This is a genomic window from Kitasatospora sp. NPDC098663 (assembly GCF_044760075.1).
Taxonomy (GTDB): Bacteria; Actinomycetota; Actinomycetes; order Streptomycetales; family Streptomycetaceae; genus Kitasatospora.
Genome location: NZ_JBIWAP010000019.1, coordinates 110,868 through 128,152 on the forward strand (window position 1 = coordinate 110,868; position 17,285 = coordinate 128,152).

Below are 17,285 nucleotides of genomic sequence, written 5' to 3' on the forward strand. Positions count from 1 at the left end.
GGCCCTGGGACGACCTCGAACCGTCTCAGAACCGCCGAGGACGCTCGAAGACCGGTGGAGAATCCCGCAGAGTGGGCCGCGCCCCGGCCGGCACGCCGGCAGGCCCCCGGCCCGGGCACGGTCACAGCACAGAGCAACGGGGGAGAAGCCACATGGACCGCCACCACGCGCCGTACACCACGTCTCCGGCCCCTGCCGAAGAACTCGCCAGGGAGCTCCGGTCGCTGAAGTCCGAGTCGGGCCTGACGTACGCCCGGATCAGCGAACGCACCCACTACGCGAAGTCCTCCTGGGAGCGGTGGGTGAACGGCAAGCAGTTCCCGCCGCGCGACGCCGTGGAGAGCATCGCCTCCGTCTGCGCCGGCGACGCCGACCGGCTGCTCGACCTGTGGCGCCGGGCGGACGGCTGCCGCGCCGCGGGCACACCGGCCGGCGCACTGCCGGACACCGCCGTGTCGCCGGCACCCGGGCCGGCGGGGGCCGCACGGTCCGGGTGCCGGCAGCATCACGGCCACCGGACGGGCTTGCTGCGGCCGCTGGTCGCCCTCGTGCTGATGCTGGCGGCGGGCCTGGTGCTGGCCGTCACCGGCCGGTGGCCGTCCCGGCCGGACAGGACCGTGGGCTGACCACGACGACGCCCCCGCGGACGCGACGGATCCGCGGGGGCGTCGGGTGATCCGGGCCGGGCCCGGCGGGTACGGGGGTCAGGCGACCAGCCGGCTCCAGGTGCGGGCGTCCACCACCCCGTCGGCGGGCAGTCCGGCCGAGGTCTGGAAGGCCGTCACCGCGGACCGGGTGCCGGGGCCGAACGCGCCGTCCACGCCCACCTGGATGCCGTGCGCCACCAACTGGCCCTGCACGGCCAGCACCGCGTTGCCCGAGGCGCCGTCGGCGAGGGGCGCGACCGCCTGGCTCCACGTCTGGTTGCCCGCGATCCCGTCCGTGGTGGCGTGCGTGAGGTTCTGGAAGGCCGTGACGGCGCTCTGCGTGGCGGGCCCGTACGCGCCGTCGACGGTCAGGCTCGCGCCGTGCTGCACCAGCAGGTACTGGAGGGTCCGCACCGTCTCGCCCGAGGCCCCGCCGGTGAGCAGCGGCCACACGGGCCCGGTCGGGTCTCCGCCGATGCGGGCCGCGACGTCGCGGCGCAGCTGCGGGAGCAGCGCGTACAGGCGGTCACCGGGGCACTCGGTGTTGTTGAAGTCCCGGTGCCCGTAGATCTGGTAGGCCCGCAGCCCGTACTGGCGGCAGATGTAGGTGATCAGGTCGACCAGCGCCGCGTACTGCTCGCCGCGCGGGTCGACGGTGGTGTAGGTGCCTTCGTTCTCGATGCCGATCGCCACCGTGTTCTGCGCCGTGCAGTGGGCGGCCTCGACGTGCCGGGCGCCGTCGCGCAGCGTGGACAGGCTGCCGTGGCGGCCTTCCAGGACGTACGCGCCGCGGCTGATGGTGAAGTGCTGCCCGGTGTCGATCCAGCCCTCGGAGTCCATCTGGTACGTCTGCACGGACCGGGCCAGCGAGAACGCGGCCGCCTGCGAGTAGTCCGTCACGTTGGGGGTCGCGGTGTGGTGCACGATCACCTTGTCCGGTACCCCGGTCAGGACGTTGACGGGGATGCTGGAGGGCCGGGCGCCCCACGCGGCCGTGTCGGCCACCGTCGGGCCGTCGGCGGCTCGCGCCACCCCGGCGGGCAGGGCGGACGCGAGCAGGGCACCGCCGCCGACCGCGAGGGCGCCGGTCAGGAAGGAGCGGCGACCGGGGCGGGGCGGGGTGAAGTCGGGGTACATGAACGGGGCCACCTGTTCCTCGGCTGGCTGGCGGGTCCGGACCCGTCGGACCGGTCGGCCGCCACGCTAGGAGTGCGGAGGCCCGGTCCACCATGGCTTCGCCGTCCCTCCCGCGTCCCGGGACGCCACAGCCCGGGGCGGTGGACGCAGAAGTACGTCTCCCGGGGCGCCTTCGCGCACCCTGCGCCGATCGCCTACCATCGCGGTCGACCGCGTTCGGCCGCGTCGAGCGACGGGCGGGGCGACGGGCACGGGCGATCCGAGAGGCGCGGAGCATGGGCGACGAGCGCGGCTACCTGCTGGACAATCGGCAGCGGGAGGCGGGTCGACGGTTCGAGGGCATCGCCGAGCTGTTCGACGCGTGGACGCTGGAGCACCTGGACCGGCTGGGCCCGGCAGACGGGCACCACTGCTGGGAGGTGGGTGCGGGCGGCCCGGGGATCCCGCTGGCGCTGGCCGAGCGGGTCGGGCCGGCCGGCCGGGTCCTGGCCAGTGACCTGGACACCAGCTGGCTGACCGGACTGCCCGCCGACCGCGTCGAGGTCCTGCGGCACGACGTCACCTGCGACCCGCTGCCCGACGAGTGGTTCGACCTGGTGCACGTCCGCCTGGTGCTGGTGCACCTGCCCGACCGGGCCGAGGTGCTGCGGCGGCTGGCGTCGGCGGTACGGCCCGGGGGCTGGCTGGTGGTCGAGGACGCGGACCCGGCCCTGCAGCCGCTCGCCTGCCCGGACGAGCACGGACCGGACGAGGAGCTGGCGAACCGGGTGCGCCGGGCGTTCCGGGCCCGGCTCGCCGAGCGCGGCGCCGACCTCGCCTTCGGCCGGACCCTGCCCCGGCTGCTCCGCGAGGCGGGCCTGACGGACGTCGCCGCCGAGGCGTATTTCCCCGTCACCTCCCCGGCCTGCCGGGAGCTGGAGGCGGCGACGGTCCGCCAGCTCCGCGAGCAGCTGGTGGGCCCCGACCTCCCCGCCGCCGACCTGGACCGGCACCTGGCGAACCTCCGCGACACCGAGCTGGACGTGACGACCGCCCCGCTGATCACCTGCTGGGGCCGGCGCCGGTAGGCGACCACCGCGGGAACGCCCAGTCCTCGGCCGACCGGTCCTCGACGCGCTTCGACGCGCCTCAGAACTCGGAGCTGGGGGCGTCCGTGACGGGGCCGAGGTCGGGTCGGTCGCGGAGGTCGAGGGCTTCGCCGTGGCGGGTGAGTTCGAGGAGGACGAGGGTGTTGGTGCCCGGGCGCCAGAGCGGGGCGGGGACGTAGAGGGTGCGCTGCGGGCCCTCGTCGGTGTAGCGGCCGAGGAGGAAGCCGTTGAGCCAGAGCAGGCCGCGGCCCCAGCCGGGGAGGGCGAGGAAGGCGTCGGCGGGGGTGTCGAGGTCGGTCTCGAAGCGGTGGAAGGCCGGGTCCCCGTCGGTGGCGGCGGTGGCCGGGTCGAAGTCCAGGCCGCTCAGGTCGGTGAGGGGGAGCGGGCGGATCTCCCAGTCGTGGAGGCGCTGGCGTTCGTGCGAGACGCCGCGCCGGATGCCCTTGCGGTCGTCGAGCTGGGGGCCGTAGTTGGTGCGGCCGAGCGCCTCGACCAGGATGTCCAGGGTGGTGCCGACCGGCGCGGTGGCCAGCGGGAGGGTGGCGCCGGGGTCGTTGCGGTCGAGGGTGCCGAGGGGGTTGCCGTCGGCGAAGACCTGGGCGCGGTCGCCGAGGCCGTCGATGCGCAGCGGCAGGGTGGGGCGGGGGCCGGGGACGCGGGTGCGGTAGTGGATGAGGCCGAGGGACTGGCCGAGGTTCTCCATGGGTTCCGGGACGGGCCGGTGGTGCGGGGTGGCCAGGGCGTCCAGGGAGTCGAACAGGCGGGCCCGGCCGGTCCCGCGGTCGATGCGGCGCGGGGCCAGGCGGGGCGGCTCGGCGGGGAGCTCGCCGTCGGGCAGGGGGAGGTACCGGCCGATGACGTCCCGCAGGGCGTGGAACTTGGCCGTGAGTTCGCCGGCCTCGCCGATGGGGGCGTCGTAGTCGTAGCTGGTGGTGGTGGGCTCGTAGCCCGGGGTGTCGGGGCTGGTGCCGGTGTGGTTGGCGCCGGACCAGAGGCCGAAGTTGGTGCCGCCGTGGGCCATGTAGAGGTTGACGGAGGCGCCGGTGGCGAGGAGCGCGTCCAGGGAGCGGGCGGACTCCTCCGGGTCGCGGACGTGGTGGGGCCCGCCGACGCGGTCGAACCAGCCGATCCAGAACTCCATGGCGGCGAGCGGCCCCTTGGGCTGCTGACGGCGCAGCACCTCGAAGCGCTCGGGGGCGCGGGAGCCGAAGGTCGCGGTGGCGAGCAGGCCGGGGATCGCGCCGCCCTGCTGCATGAAGTCCTCGGCGCCGTCGGCGGTGAACAGCAGGCAGTCCACGCCGCGGGCGAGGAGGCCGTCGCGCAGGTGGGCGAGGTAGCCGGCGTCGGTGCCGTAGCTGCCGTACTCGTTCTCGACCTGGACGGCCACGACGGGGCCGCCGCGGCTGGCCAGCAGCGGCACCAGCTCGGGCACGAGAGCGTCGAACCAGCCGTCGACGGCGGCCAGGAAGGCGGGGTCGGCGCAGCGCAGGCGCAGGCCGTCGACGGCGAGCAGCCGGGCGGGCAGGCCGCCGAACTCCCATTCGGCGCAGATGTAGGGGCCGGGCCGCAGGATGACGTCCAGTCCGTGTTCCTGGGCCAGCCGGACGAACCGGGCCACGTCCCGCCAGCCGGTGAAGTCGATCTCGCCGGTGGGCAGTTCGTGGAAGTTCCACGGGATGTAGGTGTCCACGGTGTTGACGCCGAGGGCGCGCAGGCGGCGCAGCCGGTCGTCCCAGAGCTCGGGGTGGACGCGGAAATAGTGCAGGGAGCCGGCGACGATCCGGTGCGGGGCCCCGTTGCGGCGGAACCCGGAGTCGTCGTATTCGAGTTCGATCGTTTCGATCATCGCGTGACCAGCTTTCGAGGGTTTGGCACGGGCTGCCAGGGTAGGCCCCGACGGTGGACGGCCAACGGCTACCGGCGCGGCGCGGCGGCGACGTGGGTGCGGTGGCGGTCGGCCACGGTGGCGAGGGTCTGCGCGCCGGGGGTGGCCCAGACCCGCTCGTTGAAGATCTCGACCTCGATCCAGCCGGTGTAGCCCGCGGCCGTGACCTGGTCGGTGAGGGAGCGGAAGTCGATGTGGCCGTCGCCGACGTGGCCGCGCCCGAGCAGGACGTCGGCGGGTAGCGGCAGCGTCCAGTCGCACACCTGGTAGGCGGCGATGCGGCCGTCCCGGCCCGCCCGGTCGAGCTGCTCGGGCAGCGCCGGATCCCACCAGACGTGGTAGCTGTCGACGACCACGCCGACCTGGGCGGCCGGGTGCGGTGCGGCGAGGTCGAGCGCCTGGCCGAGGGTGGAGACCACGGCGCGGTCGGCGCAGAACATCGGATGCAGCGGTTCGATGGCCAGCCGGACGCCGGACTGCCCGGCGTACTGGGCGAGTTCGGCGAGCAGGTCGGCGATCCGGGCGCGCGCGCCGGGCAAGTCGCGGCTGCCCTCGGGCAGGCCTCCGACGACCAGCACCAGGGTGTCGGTGCCGAGTTCGGCGGCCTCCTCGACGGCCCGCCGGTTGTCGTCGAGCGCGGCGCGGCGGCCCTCGGCCCCGGCGGCGGTGAGGAAGCCGCCCCGGCAGAGGCTGCTGACGGTCAGGCCGCTGTCGCGGACCAGCCGGGCGGCGCGGGCCGTTCCGGTCTCGGCGACCTTGTCCCGCCACAGGCCGATCGCCGGGATGCCCGCCTGTGCGCAGCCCCGGACGGCCTCGGGCAGGGACCAGTGCTTGGTGGTGATCTGGTTGAGCGAGAGCCGTTCCAGTCCCGGGGCGGCGACGCCCGGCAGGACGGGGCCCGGCAGGGCGGGGCCTGGTGCGGCGGCGTCCGGTGTGGCGGGGCCCGGTGCGGTCATGCCGACCACCCGGCCAGGGCGAGGTAGCGGCGCATCCGGTCGGCCGCGAGCTCGGGGTCGGGGAGCACCCCGGCGGCGTCGGCGAGCCGAAGAAGCTCGACGAGGTGCGGTACGGACCGGCCGCTCTGGGCGCCGGCCACCATGGTGAAGTGCTCCTGGTGGCCGGCCAGGTAGGCGAGGAAGACCACGCCGGTCTTGTAGTGGTAGGTCGGCGCCGCGAAGAGGTGCCGGGCCAGCGGAAGCGTCGGGCCGAGCAGCGCGTCGTAGCGGGCGCTGTCGCCGGCGTCCAGGGCGTGCAGGGCCGCCGCGGCGTGGCCGGCGATCGGGTCGAAGACGCCGAGCAGGGCGTCGCTGTGGCCGAGTCCGTCGCCCTTGATCAGTTCGGGGTAGTGGAAGTCGTCGCCGGTGTAGAGCCGCACCCCGGCGGGCAGGGCGCGGCGCAGCGCGATCTCCCGGTCGGCGTCCAGCAGCGACACCTTGATGCCGTCGATCCGCCCGGGGTGTTCGCGGATGAGGGTGAGGACGGTGTCGGTGGCCGCGTCGAGGTCGGCGGAGCCCCAGTAGCCGGCCAGCGCCGGGTCGAAGGCGGCGCCGAGCCAGTGCAGGATCACCGGCCGGGCGGACTGCCGGATCAGTCCGTCGTAGACGCGGAGGAAGTCCTCCGGGCCGCGGGCGCGGGAGTTGAGGGCCCGGCTGGCCATCAGGACGGGCTGCGCGCCGGCGGCCTCGACCACGGCGAGCTGCGCCTCGTAGGCGTCCGCGACCTCGCTCAGGGCGGTGGCCGTGATGTCGCTCAAGGAGCGTGCCGGGTCGGTGATCTGGTCGGTGCCGACGCCGCAGGCGAGCCGGCCGCCGACGGCGCGGGCCGCCGCGCCGGAGCGGGTGATGAGTTCGCGGGTGGCGGCCCAGTCCAGGCCCATGCCGCGCTGGGCGGTGTCCATGGCGTCGGCGACGCCGAGGCCGAGCGACCAGAGGTGGTGGCGGAAGGCGAGGGTGGCGTCCCAGTCCAGGGCGGCCGGGGCGCCGGCGGCGTTGGCGCCGAGCGGGTCGGCGACGACGTGGGCGGCCGCGAAGGCCGTGCGGGAGACGGGCGGGTGCGCGGGCAGGTCGAGCGGTGCGGGCTCGCGCAGCCGCAGCCGGCCGTGTCCGGGCAGGTTCAGTTCGGCCATCAGAGCACCAGCTCGGGGACATCGAGCCGGCGGCCCTCGCGCGCCGAGCGCAGGCCGAGTTCGGCGAGCTGGACGCCCTTGGCGCCCTCCAGGAGGTCCCACGGGTAGGCGGAGCCGGTCGCCACGTGGCGCAGGAACAGTTCCCACTGCACCTTGAAGCCGTTGTCGTACTCGTCGTTCGCGGGCACCGGCTGCCACTGGGCGCGGAAGGGGTCGGTGGCCGGGAGGTCCGGGTTCCAGACCGGCCGGGGGGTGGTGGCCCGGTGCTGGATGCGGCACTCGCGCAGCCCGGCGACGGCGCTGCCCTCGGTGCCGTCGACCTGGAACTCGACCAGTTCGTCCCGGTCGACCCGCACCGCCCAGGAGGAGTTGATCTGCGCGACGACGCCGCCGGCCAGCTCGAAGACGCCGTACGCGGCGTCGTCGGCGGTGGCGGGGTAGGCCCGGCCCTGCTCGTCGACGCGGTGGGGGATGTGGGTGGAGGCGTGCGCGTACACCGTGCGGACGGGCCCGAAGAGGTTGTCCAGCACGTAGCGCCAGTGCGGGAACATGTCGAGGATCACGCCGCCGCCGTCCTCGGCGCGGTAGTTCCAGGACGGGCGCTGGGCGCTCTGCCAGTCGCCCTCGAAGACCCAGTAGCCGAACTCGCCGCGGACGGACAGGATCCGGCCGAAGAACCCGCCGTCGACGAGCCGCTTGAGCTTGCGCAGCCCGGGCAGGAACAGCTTGTCCTGGACGACGCCGTTGCGGACGCCGGCCGCCCGGGCGAGGCGGGCCAGTTCCAGGGCGGCGTCGAGGGATTCGGCGGTCGGCTTCTCGGTGTAGACGTGCTTGCCGGCGGCGATCGCGGCGCGCAGGGCGGCCTCCCGGGCGGGGGTCACCTGGGCGTCGAAGTACACCTCGGTGAGCGGGTGGGCGAGCGCCTCGTCGAGCGAGGTGGTCCAGTGCTCCAGGCCGTGGCGTTCGGCCAGGGCGCGCAGCTTGGCCTCGTTGCGGCCGAGCAGGATGGGTTCGGGCCAGAGCACCCGGCCGTCGTCGAGGTCGAGGCCGCCCTGCTCGCGGATGGCGAGGATCGAGCGGACGAGGTGCTGGCGGTGGCCCATGCGGCCGGTGACGCCGTTCAGGACGACGCCGATCACCTTGCGGTCCACGGGTGTTCTCCTTGCAGCTGGTAACGGGGGGTGGCGGTCAGGCCGTGCGGTGGATGCCTTCGGGGTGGACGGCGTGGGCGAACGGCAGGCCCCGCGCGTAGCGGGCGAGTTCGTCGGCCGCGGCGGCGGCCATCCGGTGCAGCTCGCCGCCGAGCGAGCCGGCCACGTGCGGGGTGAGCAGGACGTTCGGCAGCTCGTACAGCGGTGAGTCGGCGGGCAGGACCTCGGGGACGGTGACGTCGAGGACGGCGTCCAGGCGGCCGGCGACGAGTTCGTCGGTGAGCGCCTGCTGGTCGACCAGCGAGCCGCGGGAGGTGTTGACGAGGGTGGCGCCGTCGCGCATCAGGGCGAGCCGGCGGCGGTCCACCAGGTGGTGGGTCTCCGGCAGTTCGGGAGCGTGCACGGTGACCACGTCGGAGGAGGCGCACAGGTCGTCCAGGCCGACGGCCCGGGCGCCGAGCGCGGCGGCCTCGGCGGCCTCGACGTACGGGTCGTACAGCAGCAGGTCGAGGTCGTGCGGGCCGAGCAGTTCGAGCACCCGGCGCCCGATCCGGGAGGCGCCGACGACGCCGACCGTGCGCCGGTAGTTCCCGGCGGCGGCGTAGGCGCCCTGCCAGTCGTGCGGGGCGCGCCGGTGCCGGTAGTCCTCGCGGATCGCCAGCAGCCGCTTGTTGGCGAGCAGCACCGCGGCGACGGTGTACTCGGCGACGGGCAGCGCGTTGGCCCAGGCCGCCGAGGTCACCTGGAGGCCGCGCCGCCAGCAGGCGTCGGTGACGTGGTGCTTGACCGAGCCGGCGGCGTGGATGACGGCGCGCAGAAGAGGGGCGGCGGCCAGTACGGCCTCGTCCAGCGGCGGGCAGCCCCAGCCGCTGATGATGACCTCGGTGCGGGCCAGCGCGGCGGCGGCCTCGGGGGCGGCGAAGTCGTCCACGACCAGGTCGGGGTCGAGGTCGGCGAGGTCGGTGAGCCGCTGGACGGCGTGCCGGTCGAGCAGCCGGGCGGGCAGGGAGCGGTCCATCGCGAGCAGGGCTCGGGGGCGGCGGGCCGGGGCGGCGGGGGAGCGGATGTCGGCTGTGGTGGTGGTCATTTGACGCTTCCTGCGGTCAGGCCGGCCCGCCAGTGGCGTTGCAGGCCGACGAAGGCCGCCACGAGCGGGAGGACGGCGAGCAGCGAGCCGCTGACGACGAGGGGGTAGTACTCGGGGAAGGCGTGGGTCTGGGCGTTCCAGCTGAACAGGCCGAGGCTGACCGGGAAGAGCCGGTTGTCCGAGAGCATCACCAGGGGGAGGAAGAAGTTGTTCCAGATCGCGGTGAACTGGAAGAGGAACACCGTGACGAAGCCGGGCGTCATCATCCGCAGGCCGATCGACCAGAAGGTGCGCAGTTCGCCGGCGCCGTCCATCCGGGCCGCCTCCAGCACCTCCCCGGGGACGTAGCCCGCGCAGAACACCCGGGCGAGGTAGACGCCGAAGGGGTTGACCAGGGAGGGCACGAAGACCGCCCAGAAGGTGTTGACCACGCCGAGGTCCGAGGCGAGCAGGTACATCGGCAGGGCCAGCGTGGTGGTGGGCACCAGCACGCCGAGCAGCACCAGGCCGAACAGCTTCTCCTTGCCGGGGAAGGCGTGGACGTGGAACGCGTACCCGGCGCAGACGCAGACCAGGGCGCAGGCCAGGGCGCCGAGCCCGGCGTACAGCAGGGAGTTGAGGTACCAGCGGAAGTAGATGCCGTCGCCGGTGGTGGCCAGCGCGTGCAGGTTGTCGCCGAGGTGCCAGGTGGAGGGGGAGAGGGCGCGCCCGCCGAGCAGGTCGCCGGTGTTCTTGGCGGCGGCGGTCACCAGCCACAGCAGCGGCAGCAGGGTGTAGGCGGTGGCGAGGACGAGGGCGCCGTTGACGGCGGCCTTGGAGAGCGTCCACGGGCGGCGGGGCGGGTGCCCGTGGGGGTGGCTGCGGGCGGCGGAGCGCTGCCGGGGGCGGCGTCCGGGGGCGAGCGTGGTCATCCGGTGGCCTCCGTCCGCCGGTCCGGGCGCGGGCGGGTGGCCCGGGTGACGAGGAAGGACAGCGCGGCGGCGGCGAGCGCGAGCAGCACCGAGGCGGCGGCGGCCAGGCCGTAGTCGCCCCGGTCGAAGGCGGCGGTGTAGGCGTACATGCTGGGCGTCCAGGTGGAGACGACGCCGGGGGAGGCGCCGTGCAGGATCATCGGTTCGGTGAAGAGCTGGAGCGAGCCGATCAGGGTGAACAGGCCGACCAGCACGATCGAGGCGCGGATGAGCGGGATCTTGACGCTGACGGCGGTCCGCAGCGGTCCGGCGCCGTCGACGACGGCCGCTTCGAGGACTTCGCGCGGGACGGCCTGGAGCGCGGCGTAGAAGATGACCATGTTGTAGCCGGTCCACTCCCAGAGCGCGATGTTGACCACGGCGGGCAGCGGCGCGCCGAACGGATCGGGGTGGGCGCCGCCGGCGTTCAGCACGTCGATGACCGGGCTGATGCCGGGCGTGTACAGGTAGACCCAGATCAGCGCGGCGATGATGCCGGGCACCGCGTGCGGCAGGAACAGCGCCAGCTGGAAGAAGCGGCGGGCGCGGGCCAGCGCCGAGTCCAGCAGCAGCGCGAGGAGCAGCGCCAGCCCCGTCATCAGCGGGATGTAGAGCAGGCAGTACTGCGCGGTGGTCCAGAAGCCCGAGCGGAACGCCTGGTCGCCGAGCGCCCGGGCGTAGTTGCCGAGGCCGGTGAAGACCGTCTCGCCGCCGCCGAAGCCGAGCCCGGACCGGTGCTCGGTGTACAGGCTGAGGTGGACGGCGTAGCCGATCGGGACGAGCGTGCAGGCGGTGAACAGGAGTACGAACGGGGCGAGCAGGACGGCCGGCGCCCCGTACCGCCCGCGCCGGCGGGCGCGGGCGGCGACGGCGGGCCCGGGCCCGGTGCGGGGCGCCTCGGCGGTCACTGCTTGACCTTGAGGCCGCGGTTCTTCAGCTCGGCCAGCGTGGACTGCTGCGCGGCGTCGAGGGCCGCCTGGACGGTGCCGCCCTGGGTGAGCTTGCCGAACGCGTCCTTGAGCGCGTTGTTGGTCGCGTTCATCGTCGGGCCCCACTGCCAGTTCGGCTTGATCGACTTCGCGGCGTCCGAGTAGAGCGCGTACACGTCCTGGCCGCCGTAGAAGTCGGCCTTGAAGGCCTCCTCGGCCACCGGGACGAGCGCGGGCGCGGCCGGGAAGGCGGAGGAGGTGCCGGAGGCGATCCGGGCCTTGATGCCCTCCGGCGTGGTGGTCGCCCAGGTGGCGAACTCGACGGCCGCCTTGGCCTTCTTGCTGTTCTTGGAGACGGCGAAGGTGGTGCCGCCGACCATGCCGCTGGCCGGGGCGCCGTCCCAGCTGGGCATCGGGGCGACGGCCCACGTGCCGGCCGCGTCGGGCAGGGTGCCCTTCAGCACCCCGCCGCCCCAGGAGGCGCCGAGGTAGCCGGCGGTCTCGCCCTTCTGCAGCGAGGCCGTCCACGGCTGGCTGAACGAGGGCTGGACGCGGACCAGGTCCTCGGCGATCAGCTGCTGCCAGTAGTCCGCGGTCTGCTTGGTCCCCGCGCCGTTGAGGTCGACGCTCCAGGCGTCGTCGCGGCCGGTGAACCAGTGGGCGCCGCCCTGCCAGGCCATCGCCTCGAAGGTGGCCGGGTCGTCGGGGAAGAAGGTGGCGATCCGGGTGTCCGGCTGGGCCTCCTTCAGTTTCCGCGCGGCGGTGCGGAATTCGTCCCAGGTCTTCGGCGGGGTGAGGCCGGCCCGGTCGAAGAGGTCCTTGCGGTAGTAGAAGGCCTGCGGCGAGGCGTCCAGCGGCAGCGCCCAGGTACGGCCGCCGAGGCTGGTCAGGTCCATGGTCTGCGGCAGGTACTTCGCCTTGAGCTCGCCGGGGACGAGCCCGGAGATGTCCTGGACGGCGCCCTGGCTGACGAAGTCCGGCAGTTGGGCGTACTCGACGTTGAACACGTCGGGGGCGTTGCCGGCCTTCACCGCGTTGGAGATCTTGGCGTACCCGCCGGCCGTGCCGGAGGGTATCTCCTCGTAGACCACGTTGACGTCGGGGTGGGAGGCGTTGAAGGCGGCGACGACCTCCTTCGTCCCCTTGGACCAGGCCCAGAAGGTCAGCGTGACCGGCTTGCCGTCGTCGGCCTTCGGGGCCCCGCCGCCGCTGCCGCCGCAGGCGGCGAGGAGGACGGTCGACAGCAGGCCGCCGGCGGCGGCGCGGAGGAGTCTGCGCCGGGGGTGGGGGAGGGAGAGCGGGAGTGAGGGCATGCACGACTCCGGGAGAGGGGGGCGCGGCCGGGAGGTCAGGGGGGCTGCCGGTGGCCGCGACCGGGCGAGCAAGTGGTCGCCATCCTGGGCGGACGAACGATCGAAGTCAAGAGATCGGGATCAAATGATCCGTTGCGATCAAAAGCCTTGACGAACGATCAACCGCTTTCTAGATTCCCCGCACGGGGCGCGACTCCCGAGCCCCGTGCCATGGAGGACACCGCCGTGCTGCTGCCCCCGGAAGACCACGCCCTCAGCCCCCGCACCGGCTGGACCAGAGCCCACTGGGAGGCCGCCGCCGACGGGCTGCTCGACGCCGTCCTCCCCTGGGCCGGACCCGGACACGCGCTGATCGACCTCCCCGGCCCCCGGCCGAGCTGGTCCGGCCGCCGCTCCGACGCCCTCGAAGGCTTCGCCCGCACCTTCCTCCTCGCCGCCCTGCGCGTCGCCGGCGCCGACGGCGCCGACCCGCACGGCCTGCTCGACCGCTACGCCGCCGGACTCGACGCCGGCACCCGCCACCCCACCACCGCGCGCGACCTCACCGACGACGACCCGGCGTCCTGGCCCGTCGTCACCGACCGCGGCCAGGCCATGGTCGAGGCCGCCGCCATCGCGTTCGCCCTGCGGCTGACCCGCCCCTGGCTCTGGGACCGCCTCCCCGCCGACGTCCGGACCAGAACCGCCCGGTGGCTCGCCGAAGCCCTCCACCGCACCCCCAACGACAACAACTGGTGGCTCTTCCCGCTCGCCGTCGGCGGCTTCCTCGCCGAAGCCGGCATCGAGGAGCACGCCGCCCGCGCCGCCGTCCGGCGCGGCCTGGAACGCATCGACCGCTTCCACCTGGGCGACGGCTGGTACACCGACGGCCGCCCCCGGGCCTTCGACCACTACAACGGCTGGGCCCTGCACCTCTACCCCGTGCTGCACGCCCACCTCGCCGACGACCGCGCCCTGCTCGCCGAATACGGCCCCCGACTCGCCGCCCACCTCGCCGACCACGCCCACCTGTTCGGCGGCGACGGCGCTCCGGTGCACCAGGGCCGCTCGCTGATCTACCGGTTCGCCGCCGCCGCCCCGCTCTGGGCCGGCACCCTCACCGGCCACACCCCGCTCACCCCCGGCACCACCCGCCGACTCGCCTCCGGCGCCCTGCGCCACTTCCTCGACCGCGGCGCCACCGGCCCCGACGGCCTGCTCACCCTCGGCTGGTACGGCCCCCACCCCCCGCTCGTCCAGCCCTACTCCGGCCCCTCCTCGCCCTACTGGGCGGCCTCCGGCTTCCTCGGCCTGCTGCTGCCCGCCGATCACCCCGCCTGGACCGACCGCGAGGAGCCCGCCCCCGCCGAACGCCGCGACACCGTCCGCGCGCTGCCCGGCCCCGGCTGGCTGGTCCAGTCCACCGCCGCCGACGGCCTGGTCCGCCTCCACAACCACGGCAGCGACGACCAGCCCGCCGACCGCGTCCACCCCGACGACCCGCACTACGCGCGGCTCGCCCACTCCACCGCCACCGGCCCCGTCCACACCGGCCCGGCCGACAACCACCTCGCCCTGCTGGTCGACGGCGAACCCACCGAACGCGGCCGCATCACCCCGCTCGCCACCGGCGACGGCTGGGCGGCCTCCACCCACCGCCCCCGGGCCGCCGGACACCCCCTGCCCGGTGTCACCGTCACCTCGCTGACCCTCGCCCACGGCGCCGACGAGGTCCGCGCCCACCTGGTCGCCGGCGCCCCGCCCGGCACCCCGCTGCGCGAGGGCGGCTGGGCCGTCGCCGGAGACCACCTGCCGCCCGCCCGGCCCGGCACCGCCGCTGCCTCTGCCACCGCGACCGCCCACACGCTGGACGGCCGGCTGCTGACCAGCGAACTGCGCGCCCTGCACGGTTACACCGCCGCCCGCACCAGCCCCGTCCCGGACGGCACGGCCTTCGGAGCGGCCGCCGCCCTGCCGGTCCTGACCGGCGCCACCGGCGGGGCCGTCCACCTGCTGGTGTGCGCCGCCCGCCTCACCGCCGTGCCCCTCACCGGCGACCGCCTTGTCGCCGCTCACCCCACCGCCGTCCCCCTCACCGCCGCCACGGATGACCTCCCGCCGCTCGGTGGCCTGACGGCGGACGTGGCGGCCGCGCCGGACGGCGCCTACCGGCTGCGGGTGCGGTGGGCCGACGGCGCCGTCCACGAGGCGGAGCTGTCGCCAGGAGCGGCCTCAGCCCGCCGACTTCCGCCCGGCGCCCGGACCTGAGGAGCACCCGTGCCGCTCGCCCTCTCCACCCTCGGCCTGCCCGACCTGCCGCTCGCCGCCGCCGCGCGCCTCGCCGCCGACCACGGCTGGCACGGGCTGGAACTGCGCTGCGCCCCCGGCCAGCCGGTCCACCCCGGCCTGACCGCCGACGAGCGGCGCGCCGCCGTGCGCGCACTGGCGTCCACCGGGACGGTTCCGCTAGCGCTGGCCTCCTACCTCGGCATCGCCGCCCCGGGCGCGGACGCCCCGCTGCTCGCCGACCTCGGCGGACACCTGGAACTCGCCGCCGACCTGGGCTGCCCGGCCGTCCGGGTCTTCCCGCGCGGCGGCGCCGCGCCCGGGCCGGCGGCGGTCGACGAACGGGCTGGCGAGCGCGCCGCTCGGCGGCTGGCCGCCGTCGTCGACCGCGCGGGCGCGCTCGGCGTCCGGGTCCTGGTCGAGACGCACGACTCGCACCCGACCGGCCGCGACCTCGCCCGGCTGCTCGCCCCCGTCGACCACCCGGCCGTCGGCGCCCTGTGGGACCTCCAGCACACCGTCCTCGGAGGGGAGCCGCCGCGAACCACCCACCGGGCGCTGGCCGACCGGCTGGGCCACGTCCAGGTCAAGGACGTCGCCTCGGCCGCCGACCGCACGCCGCTGCCGCTCGGCGCCGGCACCCTGCCGATCGCCGCCTGCCTCGCCCTGCTGCCGGCCGACGCCTGGGTCTGCTGGGAGTACGAGGCGCCCTGGTACCCCGAGGCCGCCCCGCTGGCTCCGCTGCTCGGCGCGGCCGCCGACTGGTTGGCGGGACTGCGGCGGTAGCGGCCCCCGGCCCGGGGGTCGGGGATTCAGCCGCCGCAGGAGGTGCGGACGCGCAGGGCCGGGAGCAGGGAGATCCGGTGCACCGGCAGGTCGGGCCCGGCGGTGAGGCGGCGCAGCAGGAGGCCGACGGCCGTCTCGCCGACCGCGCGGGTCGGCGGGGCGACGGCGGTCAGCGGCGGGGCCGCCAGGGCGGCGAACACGTCGTCGTAGGCGATCAGCGCGAGGTCGTCGGGCACCGCGAGGCCGCGGGCGCGGAGCAGCGGGAGCAGCTGGATCGCGTCCTGGTCGTTGTGGATGAGGGCGGCGCGGACGCCGTCGGACACGGCGTCGGCGATCAGCCCGGCGAGCCGGTCGGAGTCGGCGGGGCGGCCGTCGTCACCGAGGGTGTCCAGGACGGGCAGGGCGGCCAGTCCGAGCAGCCGGGTGCCGTGCTGGTAGCCGGCCCGGACCTCCCGGGCCGTCCAGGAGTCGCCGCGGGCCGCGAGCAGGACCCGGTCGTGGCCCAGGTCGGCGAAGTGGCGCAGCGCGAGGAGGACGCCCTGCCGGTGGTCCGAGCCGACGGAGTCCAGGCCGGCGCCGGGGCCCCCGTACTCGGGCGTGCCGCGTTCGACCAGGATGGCGGGCACCGGCAGGTCGTCCAGCCAGTCGTGGGCCTGCGCGGGCCGGCCGGGCAGGAGGTTGGGCGCGAGCAGCAGCCCGTCGAGGCCGGACTCCAGCAGCCGTTCGGCCTGGGTGCGGTCGTCGCGGGCCTCGTAGGGGGCGATGCCGAGGACCAGTCGGGCGCCCGCCGCCGTCGCGGCGGCCCGGGCTCCGTTGATCAGCTCGTCGAAGTACGACCCGACGGAGGGCACCAGCAGCCCGAGGGTGCGGGTCTCGCCCTCGCCGTCCGTCGGCTTCTCCGGTGTGCGCCGGACGACGAACCCGTGCGAGCGCCCCACCCGGCCGGCCTCGGCCAGCGCGGCGACGTCCCGCCGCACGGTCACGGCCGGAATGGCGAGCCGTGCCGCCAGGTCGGCGAGCCGCAGGGGCCCGCTCGCCTCGCCGACGGCCTTGAGGATCAGGTCCCGACGTTCCTCGGCCGAGATGGTCATCGCCTGTCCCCCGTACTGCTCCGAACCGTGGCTGGTTGATCGGACCATATCTTTCGATCGACTTCCGATCAAGTATGACCGCGATGCCGCACCTGATATCCACCGGGCCCGCCGTCGCTGTCGCCGTCGCCGGTGCCGCCCCGGGTCGGTGTCAGTAGTTCGCGGACTCCTCCAGGACCCACCAGACGCACAGGCTGAACGGTGTGCCGAGCCCGCCCACGACGACCGCGATCCACAGTGGCCAGTAGCTGCCGTCGGTGACGGGGGCCCGTCGCGGGTGGGCGGGATCGATCCGCACGTCGACCCGGTGCCCGTCGGGCCACTGCACGTCCGTGCCCTCGGCGGCGCGGTACTCGTGCCCGTCCGCCGTCCAGAGGAAGGTGCACTCGCTGCTGGTGTCGCCGCTGCTGCGGCAGCCGGTGACGGTGGCGGACACCCGCAGCGTGGCGTGCCGGTCCAGGTCGCGCTCGTGGAACCAGCCGCTGAGGGAGAAGGCGAGGCAGCCGGCGAAGGTGCAGAGCATCAGGGCGAGCATGGCGCCGTGGAACAGGGCGGAGACGGAGCCGGAGCGCGGCCGCTGGCCCAGAGCCAGCCGTACCGGCGAGGCCAGCGCCGCGAGTGCCGCCGCGCCGGCGGCCCCGATCCAGCCGGCGTACCAGGGCGTGGATCCCCACGGCGTGCAGGCCGTCGTCACCGCGCCGACCAGCGCGGCGGCCCAGGCCGCCCGTTGGAGCAGGCGCGTGGCGGCGCGTGCCCGGCGGCGCAGCCGGTCTGAGCGGGGAGGAGCAGGGACGGGGGGTCGCTCGTCCTCGATGGTGGTCACGCGGCCAC

General features: G+C 75.2%; 15 protein-coding genes. 4 read left to right on the plus strand and 11 right to left on the minus strand.

What is annotated here, in order from left to right:
• Positions 1-152 precede the first annotated feature (152 nt).
• Entirely contained in the window at positions 153-626 is a 474-nt protein-coding gene (locus ACIQVZ_RS21645; protein WP_402452133.1) for a helix-turn-helix domain-containing protein, read from the plus strand.
• 78 nt (positions 627-704) lie between these two features.
• Here the strand turns inward: ACIQVZ_RS21645 and ACIQVZ_RS21650 are convergent, their stop codons facing one another.
• Entirely contained in the window at positions 705-1,796 is a 1,092-nt protein-coding gene (locus tag ACIQVZ_RS21650) for an N-acetylmuramoyl-L-alanine amidase (RefSeq protein ID WP_402452136.1), read from the minus strand.
• 263 nt (positions 1,797-2,059) lie between these two features.
• Here ACIQVZ_RS21650 and ACIQVZ_RS21655 point away from each other — a divergent pair, with 263 nt between their 5' ends.
• Entirely contained in the window at positions 2,060-2,851 is a 792-nt protein-coding gene (locus ACIQVZ_RS21655) for a methyltransferase domain-containing protein (RefSeq protein ID WP_402452138.1), read from the plus strand.
• A gap of 61 nt (positions 2,852-2,912) precedes the next feature.
• On the opposite strand, the gene ACIQVZ_RS21660 is transcribed toward ACIQVZ_RS21655, so the two are convergent.
• The 8 genes from ACIQVZ_RS21660 to ACIQVZ_RS21695 all read right to left on the minus strand — a co-directional run bounded on the left by ACIQVZ_RS21660 (position 2,913) and on the right by ACIQVZ_RS21695 (position 12,312).
• Positions 2,913-4,718: a glycoside hydrolase family 35 protein gene (locus tag ACIQVZ_RS21660; protein ID WP_402452141.1), complete on the minus strand. Its 1,806-nt coding sequence runs from the start codon at positions 4,716-4,718 to the stop codon at positions 2,913-2,915.
• Positions 4,719-4,786: 68 nt separating this feature from the next.
• A complete protein-coding gene (locus ACIQVZ_RS21665) occupies positions 4,787-5,713 on the minus strand; it encodes a sugar phosphate isomerase/epimerase (protein ID WP_350879464.1) in 927 nt (308 codons plus the stop codon).
• Positions 5,710-6,882 carry a dihydrodipicolinate synthase family protein gene (locus tag ACIQVZ_RS21670; RefSeq protein ID WP_402452144.1) on the minus strand — a complete coding sequence of 391 codons (1,173 nt, stop codon included), beginning with the start codon at positions 6,880-6,882 and terminating at the stop codon, positions 5,710-5,712. Before ACIQVZ_RS21670 ends, ACIQVZ_RS21665 begins: the two co-directional genes overlap by 4 nt.
• Positions 6,882-7,985, minus strand: coding sequence for a Gfo/Idh/MocA family protein (locus ACIQVZ_RS21675; RefSeq protein WP_402452255.1), 1,104 nt, complete (start codon positions 7,983-7,985; stop codon positions 6,882-6,884). Before ACIQVZ_RS21675 ends, ACIQVZ_RS21670 begins: the two co-directional genes overlap by 1 nt.
• Positions 7,986-8,070: 85 nt before the next feature.
• Complete coding sequence (locus ACIQVZ_RS21680; protein ID WP_402452145.1) at positions 8,071-9,120, minus strand: hydroxyacid dehydrogenase; 1,050 nt, start codon at positions 9,118-9,120, stop codon at positions 8,071-8,073.
• Positions 9,117-10,031: a carbohydrate ABC transporter permease gene (locus tag ACIQVZ_RS21685; RefSeq protein ID WP_350879460.1), complete on the minus strand. Its 915-nt coding sequence runs from the start codon at positions 10,029-10,031 to the stop codon at positions 9,117-9,119. The genes ACIQVZ_RS21680 and ACIQVZ_RS21685 overlap by 4 nt, the downstream gene beginning before the upstream one ends.
• Complete coding sequence (locus ACIQVZ_RS21690) at positions 10,028-10,978, minus strand: sugar ABC transporter permease (protein ID WP_350879458.1); 951 nt, start codon at positions 10,976-10,978, stop codon at positions 10,028-10,030. The genes ACIQVZ_RS21685 and ACIQVZ_RS21690 overlap by 4 nt, the downstream gene beginning before the upstream one ends.
• The gene (locus ACIQVZ_RS21695; protein ID WP_402452148.1) at positions 10,975-12,312 is read right to left on the minus strand and encodes an ABC transporter substrate-binding protein; all 1,338 of its coding nucleotides are present in this window, start codon (positions 12,310-12,312) and stop codon (positions 10,975-10,977) included. The genes ACIQVZ_RS21690 and ACIQVZ_RS21695 overlap by 4 nt, the downstream gene beginning before the upstream one ends.
• A gap of 210 nt (positions 12,313-12,522) precedes the next feature.
• On the opposite strand from ACIQVZ_RS21695, the gene ACIQVZ_RS21700 reads away from it, so the two are divergent.
• Positions 12,523-14,559, plus strand: coding sequence for a DUF2264 domain-containing protein (locus ACIQVZ_RS21700; protein WP_402452150.1), 2,037 nt, complete (start codon positions 12,523-12,525; stop codon positions 14,557-14,559).
• A gap of 9 nt (positions 14,560-14,568) precedes the next feature.
• The gene (locus ACIQVZ_RS21705) at positions 14,569-15,363 is read left to right on the plus strand and encodes a sugar phosphate isomerase/epimerase family protein (protein ID WP_402452152.1); all 795 of its coding nucleotides are present in this window, start codon (positions 14,569-14,571) and stop codon (positions 15,361-15,363) included.
• A gap of 26 nt (positions 15,364-15,389) precedes the next feature.
• On the opposite strand, the gene ACIQVZ_RS21710 is transcribed toward ACIQVZ_RS21705, so the two are convergent.
• Together ACIQVZ_RS21710 and ACIQVZ_RS21715 are read right to left on the minus strand one after the other, a co-directional pair.
• Entirely contained in the window at positions 15,390-16,454 is a 1,065-nt protein-coding gene (locus ACIQVZ_RS21710) for a substrate-binding domain-containing protein (RefSeq protein ID WP_350879452.1), read from the minus strand.
• Between the two features lie 151 nt (positions 16,455-16,605).
• A complete protein-coding gene (locus ACIQVZ_RS21715) occupies positions 16,606-17,277 on the minus strand; it encodes a DUF3592 domain-containing protein (RefSeq protein ID WP_402452155.1) in 672 nt (223 codons plus the stop codon).
• Between the last annotated feature and the right edge of the window lie 8 nt (positions 17,278-17,285).